This is a genomic window from Enterococcus sp. S53 (assembly GCF_016516865.1).
Lineage (GTDB): Bacteria > Bacillota > Bacilli > Lactobacillales > Enterococcaceae > Enterococcus_D > Enterococcus_D innesii.
The window spans coordinates 136,786-160,031 of sequence record NZ_JACVUH010000002.1 but is presented as its reverse complement, the minus strand read 5'-3'; the positions used below and the strand labels follow the sequence as shown (position 1 = coordinate 160,031).

Annotated in this window: 21 protein-coding genes and 1 tRNA gene; 16 read left to right on the top strand and 6 right to left on the bottom strand. The window is 42.7% G+C overall.

Features of this window, described 5'->3' with window-relative positions:
* Positions 1-68 precede the first annotated feature (68 nt).
* Positions 69-1,049, bottom strand: coding sequence for a LacI family DNA-binding transcriptional regulator (locus IAE45_RS03700; RefSeq protein ID WP_005229927.1), 981 nt, complete (start codon positions 1,047-1,049; stop codon positions 69-71).
* 162 nt (positions 1,050-1,211) lie between these two features.
* On the opposite strand from IAE45_RS03700, the gene IAE45_RS03695 reads away from it, so the two are divergent.
* The gene (locus IAE45_RS03695; RefSeq protein WP_200125030.1) at positions 1,212-3,425 is read left to right on the top strand and encodes an AraC family transcriptional regulator; all 2,214 of its coding nucleotides are present in this window, start codon (positions 1,212-1,214) and stop codon (positions 3,423-3,425) included.
* A 60-nt stretch (positions 3,426-3,485) separates the two neighbouring features.
* Here IAE45_RS03695 and IAE45_RS03690 read toward each other — a convergent pair whose 3' ends face one another.
* The gene (locus IAE45_RS03690) at positions 3,486-4,373 is read right to left on the bottom strand and encodes a carbohydrate ABC transporter permease (RefSeq protein ID WP_233618936.1); all 888 of its coding nucleotides are present in this window, start codon (positions 4,371-4,373) and stop codon (positions 3,486-3,488) included.
* A gap of 258 nt (positions 4,374-4,631) precedes the next feature.
* Here IAE45_RS03690 and IAE45_RS03685 point away from each other — a divergent pair, with 258 nt between their 5' ends.
* The 12 genes from IAE45_RS03685 (at position 4,632) to IAE45_RS03630 (ending at position 16,496) form a co-directional block, all read left to right on the top strand.
* On the top strand, positions 4,632-5,600 hold the full coding sequence (locus tag IAE45_RS03685) for an ABC transporter permease (protein ID WP_077453828.1): 969 nt from the start codon (positions 4,632-4,634) through the stop codon (positions 5,598-5,600).
* Between the two features lie 15 nt (positions 5,601-5,615).
* Positions 5,616-6,293 carry a YesL family protein gene (locus IAE45_RS03680; protein WP_077453827.1) on the top strand — a complete coding sequence of 226 codons (678 nt, stop codon included), beginning with the start codon at positions 5,616-5,618 and terminating at the stop codon, positions 6,291-6,293.
* Between the two features lie 166 nt (positions 6,294-6,459).
* Positions 6,460-7,581 (top strand): glycoside hydrolase family 88/105 protein, encoded by a 1,122-nt coding sequence (locus IAE45_RS03675; protein WP_200125028.1) that lies wholly within the window; start codon positions 6,460-6,462, stop codon positions 7,579-7,581.
* Entirely contained in the window at positions 7,578-8,894 is a 1,317-nt protein-coding gene (locus tag IAE45_RS03670) for a glycoside hydrolase family 28 protein (RefSeq protein WP_200125026.1), read from the top strand. Before IAE45_RS03675 ends, IAE45_RS03670 begins: the two co-directional genes overlap by 4 nt.
* Positions 8,891-9,781, top strand: a complete 891-nt coding sequence (locus IAE45_RS03665) for a dienelactone hydrolase family protein (protein WP_077453824.1) — start codon at positions 8,891-8,893, stop codon at positions 9,779-9,781. Before IAE45_RS03670 ends, IAE45_RS03665 begins: the two co-directional genes overlap by 4 nt.
* The gene (locus IAE45_RS03660) at positions 9,742-10,659 is read left to right on the top strand and encodes a pectinesterase family protein (RefSeq protein ID WP_200125024.1); all 918 of its coding nucleotides are present in this window, start codon (positions 9,742-9,744) and stop codon (positions 10,657-10,659) included. The genes IAE45_RS03665 and IAE45_RS03660 overlap by 40 nt, the downstream gene beginning before the upstream one ends.
* A complete protein-coding gene (locus tag IAE45_RS03655; protein WP_200125022.1) occupies positions 10,656-11,102 on the top strand; it encodes a DUF4064 domain-containing protein in 447 nt (148 codons plus the stop codon). Before IAE45_RS03660 ends, IAE45_RS03655 begins: the two co-directional genes overlap by 4 nt.
* On the top strand, positions 11,099-12,691 hold the full coding sequence (locus tag IAE45_RS03650; RefSeq protein ID WP_200125021.1) for a glycoside hydrolase family 43 protein: 1,593 nt from the start codon (positions 11,099-11,101) through the stop codon (positions 12,689-12,691). Before IAE45_RS03655 ends, IAE45_RS03650 begins: the two co-directional genes overlap by 4 nt.
* Positions 12,692-12,694: 3 nt before the next feature.
* Positions 12,695-14,188 (top strand): extracellular solute-binding protein, encoded by a 1,494-nt coding sequence (locus tag IAE45_RS03645; RefSeq protein ID WP_086292580.1) that lies wholly within the window; start codon positions 12,695-12,697, stop codon positions 14,186-14,188.
* A 149-nt stretch (positions 14,189-14,337) separates the two neighbouring features.
* Positions 14,338-15,171 carry a sugar phosphate isomerase/epimerase family protein gene (locus tag IAE45_RS03640; RefSeq protein ID WP_200125301.1) on the top strand — a complete coding sequence of 278 codons (834 nt, stop codon included), beginning with the start codon at positions 14,338-14,340 and terminating at the stop codon, positions 15,169-15,171.
* Between the two features lie 160 nt (positions 15,172-15,331).
* Positions 15,332-16,204 (top strand): VOC family protein, encoded by an 873-nt coding sequence (locus IAE45_RS03635; protein ID WP_200125019.1) that lies wholly within the window; start codon positions 15,332-15,334, stop codon positions 16,202-16,204.
* 64 nt (positions 16,205-16,268) lie between these two features.
* Positions 16,269-16,496 carry a hypothetical protein gene (locus IAE45_RS03630; protein WP_086292574.1) on the top strand — a complete coding sequence of 76 codons (228 nt, stop codon included), beginning with the start codon at positions 16,269-16,271 and terminating at the stop codon, positions 16,494-16,496.
* Positions 16,497-16,584: 88 nt separating this feature from the next.
* Here the strand turns inward: IAE45_RS03630 and IAE45_RS03625 are convergent, their stop codons facing one another.
* The 4 genes from IAE45_RS03625 to IAE45_RS03615 all read right to left on the bottom strand — a co-directional run bounded on the left by IAE45_RS03625 (position 16,585) and on the right by IAE45_RS03615 (position 19,704).
* Complete coding sequence (locus tag IAE45_RS03625) at positions 16,585-17,856, bottom strand: hypothetical protein (protein WP_200125017.1); 1,272 nt, start codon at positions 17,854-17,856, stop codon at positions 16,585-16,587.
* Between the two features lie 31 nt (positions 17,857-17,887).
* The gene (locus IAE45_RS18840) at positions 17,888-18,217 is read right to left on the bottom strand and encodes an Ltp family lipoprotein (RefSeq protein WP_233618935.1); all 330 of its coding nucleotides are present in this window, start codon (positions 18,215-18,217) and stop codon (positions 17,888-17,890) included.
* Positions 18,218-18,350: 133 nt separating this feature from the next.
* The gene (locus tag IAE45_RS18835; RefSeq protein WP_233618934.1) at positions 18,351-19,208 is read right to left on the bottom strand and encodes a hypothetical protein; all 858 of its coding nucleotides are present in this window, start codon (positions 19,206-19,208) and stop codon (positions 18,351-18,353) included.
* A gap of 413 nt (positions 19,209-19,621) precedes the next feature.
* Positions 19,622-19,704 (bottom strand) — tRNA-Leu (locus IAE45_RS03615).
* Positions 19,705-19,896: 192 nt separating this feature from the next.
* Here IAE45_RS03615 and IAE45_RS03610 point away from each other — a divergent pair.
* From IAE45_RS03610 to IAE45_RS03600, 3 genes are read left to right on the top strand one after another with little or no spacing between them, the layout of a single operon-like run.
* Positions 19,897-21,009, top strand: a complete 1,113-nt coding sequence (locus IAE45_RS03610; RefSeq protein WP_200125015.1) for a hypothetical protein — start codon at positions 19,897-19,899, stop codon at positions 21,007-21,009.
* Positions 21,006-22,220 (top strand): ABC transporter permease subunit, encoded by a 1,215-nt coding sequence (locus tag IAE45_RS03605; RefSeq protein ID WP_200125013.1) that lies wholly within the window; start codon positions 21,006-21,008, stop codon positions 22,218-22,220. The genes IAE45_RS03610 and IAE45_RS03605 overlap by 4 nt, the downstream gene beginning before the upstream one ends.
* 10 nt (positions 22,221-22,230) lie before the next feature.
* Positions 22,231-23,106 carry an ABC transporter ATP-binding protein gene (locus IAE45_RS03600; RefSeq protein WP_081118522.1) on the top strand — a complete coding sequence of 292 codons (876 nt, stop codon included), beginning with the start codon at positions 22,231-22,233 and terminating at the stop codon, positions 23,104-23,106.
* Positions 23,107-23,246 lie beyond the last annotated feature (140 nt).

The window sequence follows — 23,246 nt, the reverse complement described above, 5'->3', positions numbered from 1 at the left end:
AATCCTCCTTAAAAAATAGTTATGCACACGTTAACATTTTTGCGTAAGCTCTCTTGAAAACAAGAGGCTTACAGCGATTGACGAATGATTAACGAGGTATCAAAGAAATGTTGTTTCTCAACTACTTGATTGGCAAATGCTTGCAACAGCAGAGTTGCTGCCAATTGACTCATTTCATAAACTGGTTTGCGGATCGTTGTTAATGGGGGATACGTATAGGGAGAAAAAGAACTATCATCAAAACCGATGATACCGATCTCCTCTGGGATCTTTCGTCCTGCTTGATGACAGGCATTGATCGCACCGATCGCCATATCATCATTGGCGCAAAAAATCACTTCAGGTGGTTCAGGTAAAGCGAGTAGTTGCTGGGCACCCAGCTGACCACTTTCCAAAGAGTAGTCGCCAGCTACGAAGTATTCTTTCGGGCAGACAAGCTGCTTTTCTTGAATCGCTTTCATAAATCCTTTACGACGCTCTCTAGCGGAACCAAAGGAAGCGATCCCTTCAATCATGGCGATCTTTCGAAAGCCTTGTTCAAGCACATAGGTGATCATTTGATAGACCCCTTGGGCATCATTACTAGTGACATTCATCAAGGTTGCATCCTGCAATTGACGATTCAAAACGACGATGGGAATGTTTTTCTTTGAAAGAGCAGCAATAAAGCCGTCATCCCGATCACTTTGACTCATCACGATCGCTCCATCTAAACGATTCGGCTCTTCATCAAATGTATCGGATTGCAATAATTCATGAACCGCTAAAGTATATTCGGATGGTAGGGTATCACTGATTCCTTTGATCACTTCGACTAAAAAGCTATCGGAAGTACCAATGGATAGATGGGAAAAATAAAGACCAATGATATAGGATTTTTGATTCACCAGACTTTTGGCATTGACATTGGGCACATAGTGTAAAGATTCAGCGATGGCTGCGATCTTCTTTTTTGTTTCTGGCTTAATTAATGGGCTATCGTTTAACGCACGAGAAACAGTTGTATGTGAAACACCAGCGACTTTGGCGATATCTTTGATCGTGACCATAGAAAACCTTCTTCCTTTTTGCTTGATTCAAGCATAGCTTGTTCCCACGAGAATGTCAATACACCAAGGATGCACACGTGAAACATTTTTCAAAATAACATAGGAACTTTTTCTGGGATGTGCTAGTATAAAAGAAGATAGTTAGGTAATGGGAGGGAGTCTATGAAATTCTTTTTAAGCTATCATCAAACGTCCAACTTGTTCTATAAAATTTTCATTTGGGTCTCTTTGATTGGTAGCGCTTTAATTATCGGCTTTAGTGGAGTCATTTATCATCGAACGTATCAAAACATTCAAGAAACCTTTTTGCAAAGTCAACATAATTTGGTCAACCAAGTCAAACAAAATCTGGATCAAAAAATTCAGATGGTGGAGTATGCCTTTTCTACATATAGCAGTACTCAAAGTTTTTCCGATACGATGGAACAGCCGTTTTCCGTGACGAATTATCGACAAGTGCGCGAGATCAATTCGCAACTGGCTTACATTGGTGTGATGGGGATCGAAAACGCCAGCTACCAATTGGTGAATTTGAATCAGCATTGGAAAATCGAAGAAGGCTCCTTAAAACAGATCGATGATACAGAATTCGCTGCTTTTCAAGCGCTGATCGACAACCAACGCTACTTGTATTGGTTGCCAGAAGACGGTTATTTAAAAATGGTAATGACGTTGCCTGTGTTTCGGCAGGAAACCACTGCTTTGGGGATCGCTGAAATCCAAGACCATACCATTGCGCAGTTGGTGGCAGATCATGATGATTCCTTTCTGAATATTTTTCATGCGGATGGACAACTGCTTTTCGATAATGGTGAAGTGATCGATCCTGACTTACACGAAACAATGGTCACAGCTGCCCACGGCGATGGCATCTTCACTGACAAAGAAAACAACAAGTATGTGGTCACACAATCGGATTACAATCAGTGGTATCATGTGATCCGTCTGGCGCCAGCCAGTGTTTCGCAAGCAATTCGTGAGTTAAGAAGCGGTTTGATCGTGATTGGTAGTCTATTGATTTTCCTGTTTTTATTAGTATCTTATCGCATTGCGATCGTGGCTACTTCACCCATCAATCGGATCGGAGAGCTTTTAAAGCCCAAAAAACAAGGTCAAAAATTAGAAGTCAATCAATTGATTTCCGATATCGACCAAGTCTTGCATCAAAACCATGATCTTGCTGTTAAAGTTGAACATCAAAAGCCCGAGTTAGAATCCTTGTTTTTATTAAACTTGTTTCGCGGCTGTATCTCAGAAGCAGATATTCACTTAAAACTGTCACAATTTGGGTATGAAGTATCCGAAACGGAACACTTTGCCGTATTACTGATTCAAATCGATGATTTGTGTGGGCGAGAAACAGCGACCAGTGATATTTTCTTGCTTGCCATTGAGAATCTCGTTTCTGAGATCATTCCGGCGAATTTGCGTTTTCAGCCAATCATCTCTAGTCAAGAAACCCAAGGAACGATTTTAAAACTTCCGAAAACGATTGATCAAAAACAAGTATTGACCTATTGTCAAAAGATCCATCAAGCGGCAAAAGACTATTTAAGAATTAAAATAAGTTGTGGGGTCTCACAATCCTACGACCGCCTCGTAGAAACCAAATTAGCGGTTGATAACGCCAAAGAAGCCTTGCACTATCGAATGAATTTAGGGGAAGAAGTCATTATCTTTTTTGACGACATTGCGGCACAATTGGACAAGAACGCGATCGTTCAATACCCTAGAGAAGCAGAAAGTACCTTTTTGGATGCGATGCGTAGTGGGGAGCTAGCGACCATCAAAGCGAGTTACACGGAAGTTGTACGGGAAATCATCCATGAAAATAAAAATCCGTTGACGATTGAAAGCGCCTTGTTTAAGTTGATCAACAGTATCGTTCAGCTAGGGCAACTTTTAGGAGCAGATCATACCAGCTTGCAAAATAGTCGTAAAGTTTATCAATCCGTGCTCAACCAAACCAGCTTAGTCAAAGTTGAGCAAAGCATCTATCAAGAGTTAGTTTTACCTATCGTTGAAACGACACAAGCCAAAACAGATCGAGAAATTCGCTCCTTGTCTGAAAAGATGGTCTTGATCGTACACCAACAATACGATCAGGATCTTTCCTTAGATAGCATTGCTGAACAGCTGCATTATAATGCCAATTACTTAAGTAATGTGTTTAAAAAGGAATTATCCATCAATTTTGCCGATTACTTACAAAATTATCGGTTGCAAATCGCCAAAAAATGGTTGCGGGAAACGGATATGACGATCAAGGAAATCGCCGCCAACCTTCAATATACTAACTCTCAAAACTTCATCCGCTTTTTCAAAAAGAAAGAACAGATGACGCCCGGAGAGTATCGCAAACGTTCCAAAGAATAAAAGAAAAACGCGCTTTTTGATTAACGATCAAAAAGCGCGTTTTTCTTGGCTGCCTGTTGGTTACCCTTTGACGGAACCAACCATTGCCCCTTTCACGAAATACTTCTGAACAAATGGATAGGCGATCAACATTGGCAGCGTCGCAACGACGATCACGGCCATTTTTACGGATTGTGCTGGGGGGACAACATCGACACTCGCGGCATCGGCGTTCATCCCGCTGGAGACGATCACGATTTGTCGAAGGAGCACTTGGATCGACCATTTCGCTGAATCATTGATGTACAAAATCGCTGATTGATAAGTATTCCAATAACTAACAGCGTAGAACAAAGAGATCGTCGCAATCGATGGTAAGGAAAGGGGTAAGATGATACGGAAAAAGACGCCCCAATCAGAGCAACCATCCATTTTTGCTGATTCTTCTAAACTATCAGGAATTCCTTGGAAAAAGTTTCTCATAATGATCATATTATATGCACTGATCGCACTCGGTAAGATCAGTGCCCAGAGAGAATCGATCAAGCCGAGGCTTTGTACCAAAATAAAACTTGGGATCATCCCACCGCTAAACAACATGGTAAATACGACAATAAAGTTGAAGATGCCGCGTCCATGCAAATATTTTCTTGAAAGAGCATAGGCCATAAAAGAGGTCAAGATCATTGAAAGAACTGTTCCGACGATGGTCACAAAAAGGGAAACACCAATACTGGTAAAAATCGTGGGTGTCGAGAGAATATACCGGTAAGCATTTAAGCTAAATTCACGAGGGATAATGATAAATGTTCGTGTCGCGATCTCAGAAGAAGAAGCAAAGGAGCTTCCGAGAATGTTTAGAAAAGGTAAGAGACACGTTAAGGTGAAGAGTAGTAGAAAGCCAATAATAAATCCTTGAACGACCCGTTCACTTTTCGGGCGGTTCGTTTTTTTCAGGGTTTGTTGCATAGAAAAAACCTCCATCTTTTTTTACTTAAATAGGTACTTCCAACGTATCATGAGGCGGGGACAACGTATATAATCACTTTTACATGTTAAAAAAATCACAATAATGACAAACGTTGATAAATAAAGGATTATCCAATTCGACTGCGAGATAATCCTAAAAAATGTATGCCTTTTCAAAGCTGAGAAAATGATTATATACGTTATCTTTTTTTCACGCTACCATGGGACTATCAAATCAAAAAAAATCGGAGGAACAATATGGAAACAAAAGTTGATAATTACTTCTCACCACTAAATGAAGAAGAACAGCGGCTGCGGCTGAAAAAGAAAAAATGGGCGCAAATCAGAAAAAATCGTGCCCTCTATATTATGGTATTGCCGGGGATTTTATATTTTCTTATTTTCCGTTACATACCGATGGGCGGGTTAGTCATCGCTTTTCAAGACTACCAACCATTCTTGGGGATTCTAGGAAGCCCCTTTGTTGGATTCACTCATTTTATTCGGCTCTTTACTGAAGATACCTTCGTGATGTTGATGCGCAATACATTGATCATGTTCTTCTTAAATATCACGATTTCCTTCCCTTTTCCTATAGTATTGGCACTTATGCTAAATGAAGTAAACAATCGCCGTTTGAAAAAAGGGATTCAAACCATCATTTATTTGCCTCATTTTATGTCGTGGGTCATCGTTGTTTCCATCTTCTATGTTTTATTAACGACAGAAGGTGGTGTGATCAATAACATGATCGAAAGTCTTGGTGGCGAACGTATCCCGTTTCTAACAAGTCGCACGTGGTTGCGTCCAATGTACATTTTCCAAGACCTTTGGAAAGGTGCCGGTTGGGGGACGATCGTTTATCTAGCCGCTATTACCAATGTTGATGAACAGCTTTATGAAGCGGCGGATATGGATGGGGCTGGCAAGCTACGAAAAATGTGGCATATCACATTGCCTTGTATTCGTCCGACGATCGTAACCTTATTGATTTTAAAGATCGGTTCAATCTTAGATATGGGATTTGAGCATATGTTCTTGTTGATGAACTCTATGAACCGTGAGGTTGCCCAAATCTTTGATACCTTTGTCTATACCGCCGGGATTCAAAATGGTCAATTGAGTTACTCGACAGCTGTTGGGCTGTTTAAAGGACTTGTTGGCTTGATTCTTGTCATCTTTGCCAATCGTTTGGCGAAAAAAATTGGCGAAGACGGGATTTATTAAGAAAGAAGGGATCACATGACGATCGAAAAGATCACGAAAATCAACGAAGGATTACTCGCATTTTTGACGCTGATCGCCCTTCACTTTCTTTGGCTAAGTGTGACTCTCCTGGGAGGCATCCTCTTTGGCATTGGCCCTGCGTCGTATGCCATGATGAAATATTATGATCGCTGGCTTCGTCTTCATGAACGACCGCCTTTGATCAAAAGTTTTTTCTACTATAGTAAAGAACGGTTCCGGCAATCGGTGCTGATCAGTTGGTTGTTTTTGATTATCGCAGCAATCGTGATCACCAATATATTCGCGCCATTTCCATGGTTTATCCAAGTGGCGAATGTCCTCTTTTTGATTGCGTTCCTCTTTTTATTCATGCACGTGTATACCGTCATGGCGGCTACCAACTTTGCGACCGTGCTTGAGATCCTGCGGGGGAGTGCCTTGTTAGGTTTAGGCTATCTGCATTATTCGATCATTAGTTGGACGATTTTGATCCTTGGATATTTAGTCCTTGGCAGTTATTTCTTGATCGGTCTCTTTTTGATGGGGAGTAGCTTAGTTGGTGGTGTTTTTGCCCTTGCTGGTAAAAAAATTCTTCAAGATATCCACCCAATTGAAACAGATCAGGTGGTTTCAAAAGCGGCATCGACTACGGAGCAAACCGTTGCCAGTAAAGGAGATGAGGTCATTATCTAAAGAAAACGGCTCAAAGACTTTTACTGGTTCGTGAACAAAACAGTCACTAGAGAACATCTGGAAATAGCAAAACAAGCTGAACCCTCATGAAATACAGCCAGTAAAACAGATTCATTGAAAACAGCTCTATGAATTGAGGAGACTACAATAAAAGGAAGTATCGTACATGAAGAACTATTCGGAAATTGCTTTGAACACGTTATTTGAGCGCTATGACTACTTATGCAAAGAAAAAATTTATCACGGAAAATGGTCCTATGACATCGGGGTTGTTTTACAAGGCGTGAAAGAAGCCTATGAACAGACTGGTGACAAACGCTATTTCGACTATATCCAAAACACGATGGATTTTTATATTGACGAAGACGGTCGTATCAAAAATTATCAGATGGATGCGATGAATATTGATTACATCAATAATGGCAAATGTTTATTCTTACTATACAAAGAAACAGGTGCTTCAAAATACAAGATCGCCTTGGACACGCTGTATCAACAATTACGGCAGATGCCAAGAACAAGCGAAGGCGGGTTCTGGCATAAAAAAATCTATCCATATCAAATGTGGTTAGATGGCTTATATATGGGGGCCCCATTTCTAACAGAATACGCACGGACATTTGAGAAAGAAGAAGCATTGGAAGATGTCATCAAGCAATTCACCTTATGCTTTACGCATACCCTAGATCCAAAAACGGGTCTTTTGTATCACGCGTGGGATGAACAAAAAGTCCAGCCGTGGGCACATCCTGAGACCGGTTGTTCAAAAAATTTCTGGGGACGGTCAATGGGATGGTTCATGATGGCTCTCGCAGATACGATGGTGCTATTAGGGAAGTCAGAGCAGAAGAATCCATTAGAAAACATGTTTGTCTCCTGTCTAGAAGCTCTTGCTAAAGTAAGAGATCCCCAGAAAAAAGTGTGGTATCAAGTCTTAGATAAAGGCAGTGAGCGTGGGAATTATTTAGAAGCATCCGCTTCTTCAATGATTTGTTACGCAACAGCGAAAGCAGTCAAAGCAGGGATCATCGATCAAAAATGGCAAGTGTTTGCCCAAGAAACCTATCAAGGATTGCTGGATGAGTTTGTCTTTTTAACAAAAGAAGGCTGGTTGAATTTGATCAGAAACTGTGAAGTTGCTGGTCTTGGTGGACCAGATAATCGGGATGGTACGTTTGTTTACTATATCAGTGAACCCGTTATCACGAATGATTTCAAAGGATACGGTGCCTTTTTACAAGCAAGTTTACTGCTGCAACCACTAACGGAGGAAGGAAGCAAGAAATGAATATCCAATTAACTACAGCTGATTTACAAGGAAAAGAAGGTCTGTTGACAGAAGCGATTCAAGAAAAAATTGATGAATTGCATCAACAAGGAGGAGGCAGAATCACTTTTTCTGCAGGACGCTATCCGACAGGTGCGCTCTTTTTAAAAAGTAACATTGAACTGCACCTACTATTGGGGGCGACCTTAGTATTTTCTGATGATCCCAAAGACTATCCCGTTGTCGTGTCTCGCTGGGAAGGGGTCAAACGGGAAGTTTATGCCTCTTGTTTATATGCCGAGAATGCGGAAAATATCGCTGTCACAGGACTAGGAATGCTTGATGGACAAGGGCAAAGATGGTGGAAAACCTTTCGAGAAAACCGTGAAGAGCTTGCTTATCCACGACCAAAATTAATCAGTTTTGACTCTTGCCAACAAATTACGTTGAAAGATATCCGTCTTGTCGATTCACCAAGTTGGACCGTCAATCCGATTCTTTGCCAAGATCTAACGATCGATAATCTTCGCATCAAAAATCCAGCGGATTCGCCAAATACGGATGGGATCGATCCTGAATCTTGTAAAAATGTCCGCATCAGTAACTGTCATATTGATGTTGGCGATGATTGCATCGCAATCAAATCAGGAACGGAGGACACTAAAGAACGGGTCGCCTGTGAGAATATCACGATCGTAAATTGCCATATGCTTCATGGGCATGGGGCAGTCGTTCTAGGTAGTGAGATGAGCGGCGATATTCGTAATGTCACCATCAGTAATTGTATTTTTCAAGATACCGATCGTGGGATTCGTTTGAAATCCCGTCGTGGACGTGGCGGAACGATCGAAGATATTCGAGTGAATAACATTGTGATGGATAATGTCATCTGTCCATTCACTTTAAATCTTTACTATTTCTGTGGACCGAAAGGCAAAGAGAAGTATGTTTGGGATAAAAATCCGTACCCGATCACCGAGGAAACCCCTCATTTCCGGAGAATTCATTTTGCAAATATCTCGGCTCGGAATGTCCATGCGGCTGCTGGATTTGTTTATGGCTTGGCTGAACAATTTATTTCAGATATCACTTTCCAAGATATTGCCATCTCTATGGCTGAACACCCAATTCCAGGAAAGCCTGCAATGATGACAGGTATCGAAGAGATGACAAAACAAGGCTTTTATATTGGCTGTGGACGGAATATTCAGTTTGATCGTATCAATTTGGAAGGCGTAACTGAAGCGTTCCATATCGAGAATAGTCGGGAAATCACCGTCACACAGTCATTTGAGAATCGTCAGCCTCTGGCATTTCAAGGAGATTTTTTGTGAGGGATCCTCAGTTACTTCAGCTGCTAGGTCCTGATATGAAAGTTGCACCACAAGTGGTTCAGCAAACAAAAGAGCAGGTGCAAAATTATACCTTGGAACATTTACTTCTACGATTAAATCAAGAAGAAGATGTCCCTGCATACTTTGTTTATCCTAGCTCTCAGCAACCTGTTCCACTCGTTTTGTTCAATCATTCTCATGGCGGTGACTTCACGCTAGGGAAAGAAGAACTGCGACAAAGTCCGTGTTATATGCAAAAAGAAAGCCTATTCGCTACATTTATGAAGTTGGGCGTCGCCGTTGGGGTAATCGATATGTGGGGCTTTGGCGAACGAAAAAATGGTGAAAATGATAGCTACAAGCGATTTCTCTTGCAAGGCAAAACGTTATGGGGGCAGCGAATCTATGACAATCAACAGTTTTTGACGTATCTTGCTTCCCGCAAAGAAGTGAAACATTCCGCTATCGCCACATTGGGACTTTCCATGGGCGGCTTGATGAGTTGGTGGTTGGCAGCGCTTGATGAACGGATATCAGTGGTGGTGGACATGGCAGCACAAGTGGACTATCAAGCATTGATCGAAGAGGACCGTCTAAGCAAACATGGGTTTTACTATTATGTTCCTAATGTGTTGAAAGACTTTACGACTGCGGCGATCCAAAAACAGATTGCACCACGCCCGCGTTTGAGTTTGGTTGGCAAAAAAGATCGTGGATGCCCCTCAAGCGGCGTCGCTCGTTTGGATCAACAGGTCGGGCAGCATTATGAAGCAATGGGCTACAAGGAGCATTGGCAGGCGCGCAGCTTGCCAGGTGGTCATGAAGAAACCAAGGAGATGAGAGCGCAGTGGATCGAATTTCTAAAACAGCACCTCCTATCAAGCTAAAGGTTAGTAAAGACCCGCAAAAGGGTGATTTTACGAGTATCCAAGCAGCTGTGCTGGCTGCTGAAGCCTTAAACGCACCTTGTGAGATCACGATCGCCTCTGGCGTGTACCAGGAACAGGTGAAAATCTATAAAAACCAGCTTACGTTGATCGCGGAACCCAACACGTTCTTATGCTACCACTTGGCTGCCGAGCAAACCGATGAGAATGGGCAAAAAAGAGGAACCTTTCAAACAGCGACGCTCTTTATCAATAGCCGAGAAGTCTTTGTAAAGAACCTGACCATCATCAATGACGCAGGGTATGGGCAAGCAGTCGGGCAAGCAGTTGCCGCCTATATCGAAGGGGATGACATACGCTTCGAACACTGTCATCTCGATGCTTTTCAAGATACCTTGTGCCTGGGACCATTGCCAAAATATACCAAAGAGGGCGAACCAATGATCAGTCCTTGGCGAAAAACAATCTTTGACCAACAACAGAGTTTGTTTTTGCATTGCAGGATCAGTGGAACAGTCGATTTTATTTTTGGCGGTGGTTCCGCCATCTTTGAAGAGTGTCGCTTGCATTGTAAAAATACACTACAAACGAACTACATTACTGCTGCCTCAACTAGCAAACAAGCAAGCGGGTTAACCTTCGATCGGTGTCGGGTGACAGGGGACAAAGTCTATTATTTAGGCCGTCCTTGGCGCAATGACGCCAAAGTCACCTTTTTATCCTGCTGCTTTGATCAACAGCTCGTCCCTTGCGGCTGGTCTGATTGGGGAAAAGCAGCAAGCCACCAAACGGTCGCGTTCACGGAGCGAATGTGTTGTTACCAAAGAAGTCTCCAACGTCCTGAATGGGTGACTATCGAAGGAGTGATAGAAAAATGAGCAAGGCAAAATGGTCTGGCTGGATCGGGATGGTTCTCGCTCTGGTGTTTATGGGCGGCTTTTCCTTGGTGATCAATCAAATGACTGTCCAGCAGTTCGAAGAGATCTTTCAACGTGCGTTTCCTACTGTACTGAAGCAAATGACGGCAGAAGCAGCATTGGCGCAATTTCAAACACTCGGTGCTTGGTTTGGCTTCACGCTGTTGGCACTCCTGATATTGGTTTCAGTGGCGACGATGCTTGTTCGCTATCGTAATTATCGAAAACAAGCGTGTGTTCTTTATTTTTTGACTGGTGTCGTGACATTGATTGGTAGTCAAATGATCGCTTTTCCGATTGCCTTTTGTTTCTTTTTAGCGGCGGGTTTTTGTTTTCTCCATCGTGATGACCGACACAAGAAAAAAACAACGGACACAGTCAGCAAACAAGGAGGGGTTGCATGAAGGCAATGATCAATAATCCGATTTTAAGAGGGTTTCATCCTGATCCGAGTATTTTAAAAGTCGAGGATACTTATTATTTAGCGGTTTCTTCTTTTGAGTGGTTACCAGGAATCCGGGTCTACTGTTCTCAAGATCTAGTCAATTGGTCCCATGAAACAGATATTCTGACCAATCAAGTGGATTTATTAGGCAACGCAGCAAATTGCAGCATTTGGGCACCGCAAATCAGTTACGCAAACGGACAATACTATTGTGTCTATACAAATGTTCGCAACACGACACGTCCCTTCAAAGACTGTCGAAACTATCTCATCACGGCTCCTACGATTCATGGGCCATGGAGTGAACCCATTTACTTAAATGGTAGTGGCTTTGATCCTTCCTTGTTTCATGATCAAGAGGGACGTATCTGGTTATTGAATGCGCTTTGGGATTATCGTAAGGATACACCAAATAAATCGGTAGGGATCGTGCTCCAGGAATACTCTGAAGCACAAGGCCGCTTGATCGGTAACAGAGTGCCAATTTTTTCTGGAACCCAGCTGGCGAAGACTGAAGCACCACATCTTTATTACCATAACGAGTTTTATTACTTACTGACGGCAGAAGGAGGAACGGGTGCAGGTCATGCGGTAACGGTTTGTCGTAGTAAGACCATCACTGGGCCTTATGAAGTAGACCCGCATTTTCCCATGATGCGTGCCTATCAGCGAAAAAATTCCCCCTTTCAATGTACAGGTCATGGCAGTTTGACGATTGCGCCATCAGGAGAATGGGTCATGAGCTATTTGATGACTCGGCCAGTAGCAGGGGCAGCGATCCTTGGACGAGAGACGGCACTCCAAACCGTCTATTGGGATCACGAAGGATGGCTGCGTCTTAGCAATGATGATACGATCCCAGATCAAACCATCAGGCTCGCTAGCGAGGTTCAGAAGCAAGAGACATCACCTGCTGTTTTTGTTGATGATTTTCAAGGATCGTTGCAAAAAGCATGGAACGGTAGACGATTGCTGCCCAATGAACAGTGGTGCAATCTGACTGAGCGACCAGGGTATTTGCGATTGATCGGTGGAGAATCGATGCAATCGAACTTTCATAAGCACTTATTAGCGATTCGCCAACAAGACTTTTGTTTTGAAGCTGAAACAGTGATGGAATATCAACCCCAATCGTTTAACCAGATGGCTGGATTGTCGCTTTTCTTAAACGAAGAAAACTATTTGTTTTTCTATGTGACCTATGATGAAGAAGCAGGCAAGGTCCTTCGGTTGCTGCGCTGTTGTGAAGGAGAATTTCACTTGTTCCCAGATAAATTGCCCCTCGCTGCTGCAAGTGAGCCAATCAGATTGAAAGTAGTCGGTTCTTATCTAGAAGCCCAATGGTTCTATCGGCAATCACAAACGTGGCATCCCTTTAAAAAGCAAAACATTCAGTTCTTGTCTGGTGGTTTTACGGGGAATTTCATAGGAATCAGTGCGCATGATTTAGATCACTTTGCCGGAAGCTATGCCGATTTTGAATATTTTACGTATCAAGGGAAAGATCAGCGCGATGATGGCTCCCTAAAAATAGAGAAAGAAGGTTAACAAATGAAAAAGTTGAAAGTTGCAAGTTTATTATTATGTGCCGGACTGTTTTTAGCAGGCTGCGGCGATGGCGGAGGTTCATCTGAAGGTACAGAAGGTGAAACAAAATCAAGCATTTCTTGGATGGCGATGTTGCATACCGCTTCGCCTCCGTCTGGGGATGTGACGCAAAAATTAGAAGAATATACAGGGATCGAGATCGATTTCACTTGGGTGCCGGACGCATCAAAAACAGAACGCTTGAATGCAGCATTAGCATCAAATTCTTTAGCAGATATCGTTAGTCTGACAGAAATCAATAACACGACCGTCCGGAGCTCGCTAGCGTCCGGGATGTTCTGGGATGTGGAACCGTATTTAGAAGAGTTTCCCAATTTGGCAGAAATTTCTGAGGATCGCTTAGAGTCCTCGCGGATCGATGGTCATATCTATGGTGTTCCGTTTTTAAAACCGATCGCTCGTTATGGCGTCCTTGTCAGAAAAGATTGGTTGGATAATTTAGGCTTGGACGTGCCATCGACATTAGAAGAATTAGCGGCTGTCGCTCAGGCCTTTACGGAAGGTGATCCAGATGGCAACGGTGTAGATGATACGGTTGGTTTCGTAGAGCGTGATGAGTCCTTTAACGTTGGTTTCCGTTCACTTTCTGGTTACTTTGGCGCAGACAATTGGTTTACGATCACGGATGATGATGAAGTGATGCCATCCTTTATGCAACCAGAATACAAAGAAGCAATGGAATGGTTCCGTAATATCTATGATAACGGCTGGATGAATTCTGATTTTGCGGTAATGGCGAAAAATGACCAGAAGAACTATATCGTTCAAGGTCGTGGTGGGATCGTATTGAGTGGTCTGCAAGAAGTACGTAACTACATTGATGATGCTGCTGGTACTGATGAAGAGCATATGGAATGGGTCTTGATCAATGATATCGTCCATGAAAATGTGGAACGTCGTATCCTTTCTGATACCAATGGTGGAATGGGCGGTTGGTTAGCCATTCCGAAAAACAATGTTGAAACCGAAGAAGACTTACGTGTTGTTTTGAAATTTATCAATGATTTGATGGACGAAGAGCCGTTTACCTTGATGACGCAAGGGATCGAAGGTGTTCATTATGAAATTGATGATGAGGGTGTTTATGTCCGTTTAGATGATACGAAGTGGCAACAAGAAGTACAACCATTTTCTTCGTCTCGTCCATCAGAATTAGTAACAGTTTTCCCTTCAAGCAACCCATATGTCAACTTAGCCAATGAAAAGATTCGCGAAAATGAAGAGTTTGCGGTGATCAATCCTGCACAATCGCTGACCTCTGAAACCTATGATCGTTCATGGTCAAGCTTGATTGAAGGAATCTCAGACGCTTACTACCAATATATGACTGGGGAAATCGAGATCGATGGGTTTGATACAGCAATCGAAACCTTCTTAAGAAATGGTGGACAGCAAATCATTGACGAGTTCACGGAAGACTATCGTTCACAACAATAAAGGTCACAAAAGGTTCTGATCATCTATTGAGAAGAAATAGATGAAGTGAGGAGCCGCTACTGCTGAATGATTTGAAGACCAAGACCAGTTGAAGTGATTCGCTGCTTGGTCTTCTTTTTGCTTCAAAAGCAGTGAAGAAAGGAGAAGCTATGTTTCAACTAACTGTTCGGGGGCATGATGTAAAGAATTATGGGTCCCCAGAAGAATTAGCGCAAAAAATTGCCGCTCAAAACATTCATAATATTCAATTTGCATTAAATAAATCCTTCCCGCAATGGGCAGAGCCAGAGCAATTAAGCCCTGGGTTAGGCCGCTTTTTCAAACGAGTTTTTGGTCAATCTCACGTTCAGGTCGCTTTATTAAGTTGTTATTGTAATCTGATCCATCCTGATCTGGAAGAACGGGAAGCGATTTTATCCAGATTCGAGACCTATCTCGCACATGCCAAATATTTTGATGCAGCTATGGTCGCAAGTGAAACTGGTTCGGTTTTGCCAAATATGGGGTATACCGAGGAAAATTTTAGTGACGTCGTTTTCGATGATTTGGTTCAGGTGATCAAGCGTTTGGTCCAAGTGGCTAAGAGACATCAAGTGATGCTAGGAATTGAAGCGGGCTTAAATCATCCACTCTCATCGATCGACCGAATCGAAGAATTGCTGGAACGGGTACCCTCTGACTATTTAGGGATCATCTTTGATCCAACCAATCTGATTACTGCGAAGAACTATCAAGAGCAAGTCGCTTTGACAAGGGAAGCTTTTTCCCGCTTTGGCGATGCCATCGTTTGCATGCACTTGAAAGACTATCAAGTAATCGATGGTAAAATCAAGGTAGTGCCATTGGGAGAAGGAATGATTGATTATCAACAACTATTGGCCATCACCGCTGAATACAAGCCATATTGTTATGTTGTGTTAGAAGGGACAACCGAAGAAGCGATGCAGCCGGCCATTTCACTGATTGAAGCAATACAAAACTAATTGGTTCTTCACTGCTTGCGACTGTTGAAGACACGATTTATGAAGCAACGAGCAGTCGATTGCTCCGTCGCTAAACAAGCAGATTTATTTACTTACTAAAAGTTAGTGCTATACTTAAAGTAACAAGTGAACTTAACTGTTTAGAAAAGAGGAAATAGCGATGACCATGAGTCAATCAACTTATCAAATCGATGCAACTGCCGCAATTGGTAAAGTCGTTTTAAAAGTAGCAAACATAGAAAAAATGAGCCAGTTTTATTCGGACGTTATCGGTCTGACTTTATTGGAACAAAGTGTAGATCACGCGCGATTAGGCGTGGGAGCGCAAGAGCTTTTAGTTCTAAAGAAGGTAAGCGATCCGTTGCCTTTGACACGGAAAACAGGCCTTTTCCATACGGCATTTCTTTTGCCTAGCCGCAAAGACCTAGGAAATATGCTGATTCATTATTTGGAGGCCAAAGCCCCCCTCGATGGTGCCAGCGACCATGGGTATAGTGAAGCGTTATACCTGACCGATCCAGAAGGAAACGGGATCGAAGTGTATCGTGACAAACCAAAGAGTGAATGGGATATTCGAGCAGACGGTGAGATCGTAGGCGTTACTGTCGAAATGGACGCACAAGGCGTGCTGGGAGCCGCTGACCGATCTCAAACGACCTTTCCAGTTGGCACTACGGTAGGGCATGTCCATTTGAAAGTGGCGGACTTGGCAAAAACAGAAGAATTCTACACAGAAGTTTTAGGCATGCGTTTGACTTCAGATTTTGGTAGCCAAGCAAAGTTTTTTGCTGCTGGTGCGTATCATCACCATATCGGATCGAATATTTGGATGGGAAGAAATGTTCCAGCTATGGAAGAAAAGGATCTAGGCTTAGCGTATTTTACGATCATTTTGCCAGCTTTGGCTTTTTCTACATTACGAAGTCATCTAAAGGCAAGTGGCGTTTCTTATGGGTTAGAAACAGACAGCCGCTTGCATTTGACTGATCCGAATGGGATCAATCTGATCATCGAAAGAAAGAATCAGCCTTAAGATGGAGGTTTTTTCATTCATGAAATGAGAGAATAACCTATAATCAAGTAAAAGGAGAGCAAGCATGAAAAAAAACGGGGCGGGACAATCACTATTTCTAGCATTATTGATCAGCATGGGCTTATTTTTCTTTGTCCAAGGGAAACAATTAATAGAAAGTGGGGCGTCTCCTGTGATTTTTATTGCTTTTTCGGCTTTTGCTGGAATTATCGGAGTTGGGGTCTATGGTCTTCAAGCAATAATGAAGCAGCATCGGCGCAAAACCATGGTACCAATCAAAACCAAAAAATAAAGAAACCGGCCAATCTTAAACAGGAAGATTGGTCGGTTTTTTGTTTACGCTAAGAAAAAATGGGAAGTTTTGTCTCGTCTTTTACATACTAATTGTCCATGTTTTCAATCGCAAATTCGATCTCATCAGGTAAGAAGCCGTTCCCTTCAAGATGAGCAGCCATATTTCTTTGGCGGATCCCTAACACCCGACGGGATTGATTGGCGCGTCCTAAAGCATGGCGATACCAATCTACATCGAGGGTTTCTAGTGCCCATTGTGTTTCCTCCGCAGTAAAACCTTCTATTTCTAACAGTTCTGCCATCTCTTGTTTTGAATAAAAGCGACGATTTCCTTGCGCTCTAACGAGGAAAAAGGCTTCCCGTTCTCGTTCTGTCGCATTGTTTTCGCGCTCATAGCGTGCTGCTACAGTCGGGGCGCGATGAAACCCTGCTAAAATCGTTTCCTCGGTCACTTCGTTATCAAACACGTAGGTTCTGAAGTGAAAACGATTGTCGTTTTCCAGTTCAAGCCATAGTGATTCAACCAGAAATAGATAGCCAGATGGAATCGTTTCATAAACAGCAGCGGCTATTTCGTTAAAATAAGCGGAAACGGCTTCGTAAGGAGTCATTATCTCGGGAACGATTTCCGTCGTTTGGCCATTAAACAAAGTGATTGCGGAAGGATAGGTCTCGCCAGCATTCGTAAATGTGAGAATCTCCACTGGCTCATGTTTTGTTGAAAAGACATTCATGGTCACACCGTTCGCCAAATCAATAGCGGTCTGCCACTCGATTTCTTGGTCTTCGCTTTGTTGGTGTAAGTGTTCAAGTGTATCAGGTGTCAAACCAAGCTTTTCTCGTGAATCTTCATTGATCGTTTCTTCATCGGCAAGTGGATTGTTTGCCCCAACTGTCACTAGTGCCAAATCCTCTTCGTATTCGTTGAATAATTCTTGCAATTTTGCTCGTCTACTGACGATGATCGGGCTTTCCTCATGGATGGCAAGTAAGGCTTCGATACGGCCATTGCGAGCGGTAACCCAACGCGGCATATCCAGATAGCGAGCTTCGATCGCTTCTTGAGCGAGTGCGATCATTGTTTCCGTGTTTTCAATGAATGCCGCCTTGTGTTTTGAGTTGCTATTGACCTGGTCTAGAAAGGCCAATTCTGCTTCTTTGCCTCGAATCATCAGTTCGAGATTTTCAATACTTAACTCATAAGTAAGAGTTTCTGCATGATAGGTATGTTCCCAACCGGCATCTAAAGCGGCACCAATGCGCTCAGAAAGTTCCTCAGGACTTGCTGAATTTCTCGCTCCGCATCCTGAAATCAGGCATAATAGCAGCAATAAGGGCAGCAAAACTTGTTTTTTCATTTTTCTCCTCCTCGTGAGTCTCTGGTAAACTTCACTTTTTTATTCGAATGAACACATCAAATCGAGACTTTTCTTGGTTATAAAAAATAGCAACAATATAAGGGGCAACATAAGGGCATCGCGATGCTCCTTTTTTTGTTAGTTTGTAATTATCCATGGTTGTCATCGCATAGTCGATTTGTTCTGCTGAAAAGACTTCTGAAGCCAATAAACGACGGATATTGGCATGAGGTAGATTCATCCTGAGACGGTAGCTGTTTGCTTTTTGCAACGCTTGTTCGTTCCAGTCGATAGTGAGGTGGTCCACTGCCCATTGCGCATCATCATGGGAAACGCCCTCAAATTCTAGTTGTCGTATCATGCGAGTACGGGAAAAGTCATCCGTCTAGTATAGGCTTTGGCACGGGCTATCCCTCGTCTTTGTTCTGAAGATTTCTTACTCTCGGTCTGAGTTTGTTCATTATTGTTTTGCTGGCGTTGCGTTTGGCGCTAGCTTATTGAAGCTGCTGATAAACGGTAGCGACCATGTCTTGGTCAATGTCATGATCAAAGCCATAGGTCATCACCGCCAACTGATGTTCATCAGAAGATTGATCGAATCGATTCATAAACATCAAGGATTCACGAGGAATATTTATGACCAGCGCTCGTAAAGTCGTTTCATAGAAGGCAGCTTTTTGCTCGTCGGCAGTTTCCCGATTAAGAACAGTAAATCCAGATGCGTACTCCTCATCGGGCATCGCAAAAACCAAGACGTCAACATTCGTTTCGCTTGTTTGGTAAACAGTGGCAATGAGTCCATCGTCAAGTTCGATCTTGCGATGAAGGGTAAGCGCATCTTCTGTGAGCTGCTGAAGCTGCTCGATATCGTCTGCCAACAGCCCCAGCTTTTCCCTCGGGTCGGCTTCAGGAATCGTTTCGTTTGCTACCTCCAGTAGACTGTTGAGGTTGTCTTGATTACTGAGAATGATAGGGCTCCGTTCATGAATCGCAACCAGAGCCTGGCTATAACCAATGCGGGCAGCAAACCAAGCAGGGACATCGATCCGACGCTCCACTAGTGCTCGTTCAGCGGTTGCCATCAAATCACTCGTGTGGCTGATCAATTGCTGAAGATCTTCGTCGGAAGAATCAAGTTCTTCCAAAATAGCCAATTCGGCTTGACTGCCGGCAATCAACAACTCTAAGGTTGCTGGTTGATAATAGCTCCAGCCCGTTCCAGACTGATTTGTATATTCCAGTCGTGCCTCGATGCCAAGTGCAACGGTCTCTGACAGTTCTTCATCTGCCTTGCCGCAGCCGATAAGCAAAATAACGAATGACAATAGGATGATCCGTACTCTTTTTTTCATTAGGCTCCTTCTTTCTATCGAAAGTAACTGAGAAAACGGTCGGAAGAGGTTTGTTGTTTGTTCATCGGGGGGAAGGAAGAAGTCAGGTGAATGGAATAAATGCTGAAAAGATTTTCCATCACTCGTTCATTCAAGAAACTATTTCTGATACACTAATAAAAAAAAACGGAACATCGAACTAGTTTTCATCAATAATCGTTATATTTTTCATTTTATATGAAAAATAGATTCATATGCAATGATAAAAGAATTTTTATTGGGCTTTTTGTGTTTAGGGAAAGGAGGGTTACTATTAACTTTTTAGGAGTAGGTGCTCAAGATCAAGCGATCGAGAGAATTCATTGAAGGATCGCCAGGGGGGAATTTTTTGTGCAAACAAAAAACAGCTTCCCACAATGGGGAAGCTGTACTGATGCGGAAAATGGGATTTGAACCCACACGAGCGATTGCTCACAAGACCCTCAATCTTGCACGTCTGCCATTCCGTCATTTCCGCAGATACTATAGAAGGTAACGCAGGCTGAAGTAGTTCTGTCACACCGCGTCTAAAAAATATCTTACCTGATTTTTGACAGGTTTGTCAATAACTTTTCCTAGAGCTATTTAAAAGAATATTCAGACAATGGATTGCAATTTTTGTCATAAACGGTATGCTAAAAGAATGAATGATTTTTTGAGAGGAGAGCAAATGAATTACTTTAGAAACCAATTAGCCAAATCTGCGAAACAAAGAATATTTATCTTCCTACTCATGGGTGCCTTTAGTTTAGGCTGCTGTTTTTCCGTTTATTTGAAACTAATGGAACCCATCAACTTGCCCGCCATGATCACTGCAGAAAAAGCCGAAGCCTCAAGACTTGTTGATCGCTACCAAGCCAATCAGTCGGGCTCGCCTGATGAGCAAGAGGTGTATCAACTTTTGCTTGAAAATAATACATTGACCTCACGGCAGTTATCCAACTTGATTATGGAGGAATACGAACGATTTAATCAAACGAGTATTCAAATTGCAGAACTAAAAAAGCAGATTTGGGCGTCTGAAGTTGATGACAAAGCCTTTTTACCGCCTATGTGGACGATCGAACAAGAGCGAACGGTCTATCAAGCCTTAGCCGAGCAAGAAAAAGAGCCGGTCCTCACGGCTGCCAATACCCAGACCGCTGTCGCTTTGGCAATAACGCTTTTGCTGAATTTTGGGTTCTTCTTTTGGGCTTTTTTTGCCAGTGACAATTTGATAGAAGAAAGAGAACACTTCTCTTTGATTCGCTCGTACCCGCAGATTTTTCCGATTCGGATGTTAAGTAAAATTGTGGTCAAAGGGATTACAAATTTAGGCGTTTTGGTTGTGTTCTTCTTAGGTGTCTTTCTTTCAATGAGCCTTTTGGGGGAGTTCGGGGATTGGCAGTATCCAGTAGCCGTCTATCTCAGTGGGGATTGGGTCGCCGTACCTTTTTGGCAAAGCGTTTTATATAGTATGGTTTCTTTTGCCTTGCTGATTGGTTTGATCGAATGCTTAGGTTTTGTTATGAATATGATCGCAGCCAATCGATATGTCTCTTTCTTTTTGCTAGTGCTTTTTTATGGGTTAGGCTTGATTCCGATGCTGCAAAAGATCCCACTGTTACCAGTTCATCTAGCTGCTATGGATAAATTTTATTCGGGCGCCTTTGCTTTGGGTTCTGGTACTTCTTGGGGAGTCTATGCTAGTTGGCTGCTCACGGTGGTGTGGATCTTCCTTTGTTTAAGCATCATGCTCGTTGCGGATAAACAGAATCGCTTGTTGAAAGGAGGCAAAGGATGAAAGACTATTTTTTCTTTGAATTACGTCAACTCTTAAAGAGCAAGAAATCCATTGGTCTTTTTTGCTTGCTTCTTATCTACAGCGGCGTTTACAGTTTTTGGCAAAGAGACTTTCGCCCGATTGAACGAGTAGATGAAACGGAAATGCAACAACGCTATACTGTGCGACAAGATTTTCTTGATCAACAAGCAGCCAATCCTTCTGACCATTGGTCGGCAAGCTTAGCAGTTGAAATGTTTACCCCATGGAACGAAGCGGAAAAACAACGTTTAGATGCACTAGCTGGTGAAGACTGGCAAGCTTATGCACAAGGAACAAGTACGTGGTACCAATTGGCGTTGCAGTTTACCGATGAACGAAATGTTTTTTATACACCGGATTATTATACGTTTCAAAATTACTACGCTGCCTATGACGGTCGCTTTGGTTATGCTTCAACCGCTAAGCTTATGGAAGCCTTCAGCCAGTTGCCGAATAAGAAACTCTCTCAAGCAGTCATGGAGCAAAAAACGGGGATACAGGCATTGCAGCGAAGTTTTACTGGATATTTACCGATTCTATTGCTTGCTGTTTCTTTATTTTTGGCGATTGATTGTTTACCAAAAGAACGAAGACATAAATCCCTGTTTCTTTCACTGCCATTATCGGCAGAAGAGATTCTTTGGAGCAAAACGGCAGTATTGATGGTCGCTTCTGCAATTGCAACGCTCGGGACTATGTTCTTTCTCTGGTTGGGTTCTGGTATTCAATTCGGCTTTGGTTCCCTGGAACTGCCGGTCACGATTTTATCATCGACCTTTGATGCCCGCTACCCAATCACCGATTTCAACGCTTTTGAAACACAAGCCATCGGTCTTTTTATAGGCCAATGTTTTCTTGCGACGCTTTTCTTGCAGTTTATTTATTGTCGCGGCATCTTGTTGTTCAGTGCCCTGTTTCGCTCAGAACTGGTTAATTTGCTTGTGGCTGGTTTTTGCTTGCTTTCACCCTATATTTTCCAAAGACGTTGGTTCAGTGCTTACCTTGATAAAACGCTGTATGTCTATCTGTATCAAAATGTGGGACAAGTCCTTTCAGGCTGGACACGTTTTTATTTTGGTTCTGCAGGGTTTACGATGGAAAAAGGGTTGCTTTTATTAGGAGGCGTATGGCTTCTGATCGAAATATGTTTCTTCGTGATGATCCAACGCAAAAAATTTCATTTGGCATAGGAGGAACGATATGTTAGAACTGAAAAATGTGACGGTCACGTATACGAGAAATGTATTGGATCAACTTTCCATCGCCTTTTCTCCCGGTGAGATCGTCGGATTAGTCGCCCCAAACGGTACTGGGAAATCCACGCTATTAAATGTGGCGATGAATTTCATCCAGCCGAATGAAGGCGCAGTATTTTTGAATGGCAGTCAAGTATATGTGACCAAAAAATCAGAAGTGGCAGCGCATCAACAAATTTCATTTTTTCCTGACCAAAATGATTTGTACAATGATTTGAGTGGTTTCGAGCATCTCAAGCTGTATCAGCGAATGTGGCGTTCAGAGGAACACTTAGTGGACGAAACGATTGAGCGCTTGCGGATGAGTGACTATATCAAACGCCCCGTGGGCACCTATTCACTTGGGATGCGGCAACGTCTTTGTTTTGCGATGCAGATCGTGACGGATACGCCATATATGCTGATGGATGAAGTCATGAATGGCTTGGATCCAACCAATGTCGAATTGATCTCCAACGTGTTGAAAGCCTTGCGAGCGCAAAAGAAAGCGATCGTGATTGCTTCGCATATTTTGACGAATTTGGATTCCTACGCGGATCGGGTCTTGTTTTTAAAAGACGGCAAGATCATTCACGAATACTTTGGTCGCAAGTCGTTAGTCAATGAACCGTTGTACTTAAAAACGGACTCGGCAGATTTTTTGGTGGCTTTTCCAGAATTAACGACGGTGACCATCGATCTGCAAGGACGGATCTATCTGGTAGAAATCAGCGATCCTCAGCTACCGCAACGGTTTATTGCTGCAGGGATCACTGATTTTTCTGTGGGGCACTTGGCACTAAATGAATTGTATTTGACGTATTTTCCTGAAAATCACTGACTGTCGCACTATTTACGAGATGAGAGCGGGACAAGCACAGATGAAGGAGAAGCAAAAAAATTTCGCCATAGGTAAAAGTTTTTTGCTATAATAGGTTCAATCTGAAAAGAGATCAACGACGAGAACCAATAACCTGACGT

Excerpts from the sequence above, each read along its gene's own strand:
- IAE45_RS03605 (WP_200125013.1), top strand. The coding sequence starts at position 21,006 with ATGAAAGACTATTTTTTCTTTGAATTACGTCAACTCTTAAAGAGCAAG.
- IAE45_RS03690 (WP_233618936.1), bottom strand. The coding sequence starts at position 4,373 with ATGCAACAAACCCTGAAAAAAACGAACCGCCCGAAAAGTGAACGGGTC.
- IAE45_RS03630 (WP_086292574.1), top strand. The coding sequence starts at position 16,269 with ATGAAAAAAAACGGGGCGGGACAATCACTATTTCTAGCATTATTGATC.
- IAE45_RS03675 (WP_200125028.1), top strand. The coding sequence starts at position 6,460 with ATGAAGAACTATTCGGAAATTGCTTTGAACACGTTATTTGAGCGCTAT.
- IAE45_RS18840 (WP_233618935.1), bottom strand. The coding sequence starts at position 18,217 with ATGATACGACAACTAGAATTTGAGGGCGTTTCCCATGATGATGCGCAA.
- IAE45_RS03635 (WP_200125019.1), top strand. The coding sequence starts at position 15,332 with ATGACCATGAGTCAATCAACTTATCAAATCGATGCAACTGCCGCAATT.
- IAE45_RS03655 (WP_200125022.1), top strand. The coding sequence starts at position 10,656 with ATGAGCAAGGCAAAATGGTCTGGCTGGATCGGGATGGTTCTCGCTCTG.
- IAE45_RS03645 (WP_086292580.1), top strand. The coding sequence starts at position 12,695 with ATGAAAAAGTTGAAAGTTGCAAGTTTATTATTATGTGCCGGACTGTTT.
- IAE45_RS18835 (WP_233618934.1), bottom strand. The coding sequence starts at position 19,208 with ATGAAAAAAAGAGTACGGATCATCCTATTGTCATTCGTTATTTTGCTT.
- IAE45_RS03650 (WP_200125021.1), top strand. The coding sequence starts at position 11,099 with ATGAAGGCAATGATCAATAATCCGATTTTAAGAGGGTTTCATCCTGAT.
- IAE45_RS03685 (WP_077453828.1), top strand. The coding sequence starts at position 4,632 with ATGGAAACAAAAGTTGATAATTACTTCTCACCACTAAATGAAGAAGAA.
- IAE45_RS03640 (WP_200125301.1), top strand. The coding sequence starts at position 14,338 with ATGTTTCAACTAACTGTTCGGGGGCATGATGTAAAGAATTATGGGTCC.
- IAE45_RS03625 (WP_200125017.1), bottom strand. The coding sequence starts at position 17,856 with ATGAAAAAACAAGTTTTGCTGCCCTTATTGCTGCTATTATGCCTGATT.
- IAE45_RS03700 (WP_005229927.1), bottom strand. The coding sequence starts at position 1,049 with ATGGTCACGATCAAAGATATCGCCAAAGTCGCTGGTGTTTCACATACA.
- IAE45_RS03680 (WP_077453827.1), top strand. The coding sequence starts at position 5,616 with ATGACGATCGAAAAGATCACGAAAATCAACGAAGGATTACTCGCATTT.
- IAE45_RS03670 (WP_200125026.1), top strand. The coding sequence starts at position 7,578 with ATGAATATCCAATTAACTACAGCTGATTTACAAGGAAAAGAAGGTCTG.
- IAE45_RS03610 (WP_200125015.1), top strand. The coding sequence starts at position 19,897 with ATGAATTACTTTAGAAACCAATTAGCCAAATCTGCGAAACAAAGAATA.
- IAE45_RS03600 (WP_081118522.1), top strand. The coding sequence starts at position 22,231 with ATGTTAGAACTGAAAAATGTGACGGTCACGTATACGAGAAATGTATTG.
- IAE45_RS03695 (WP_200125030.1), top strand. The coding sequence starts at position 1,212 with ATGAAATTCTTTTTAAGCTATCATCAAACGTCCAACTTGTTCTATAAA.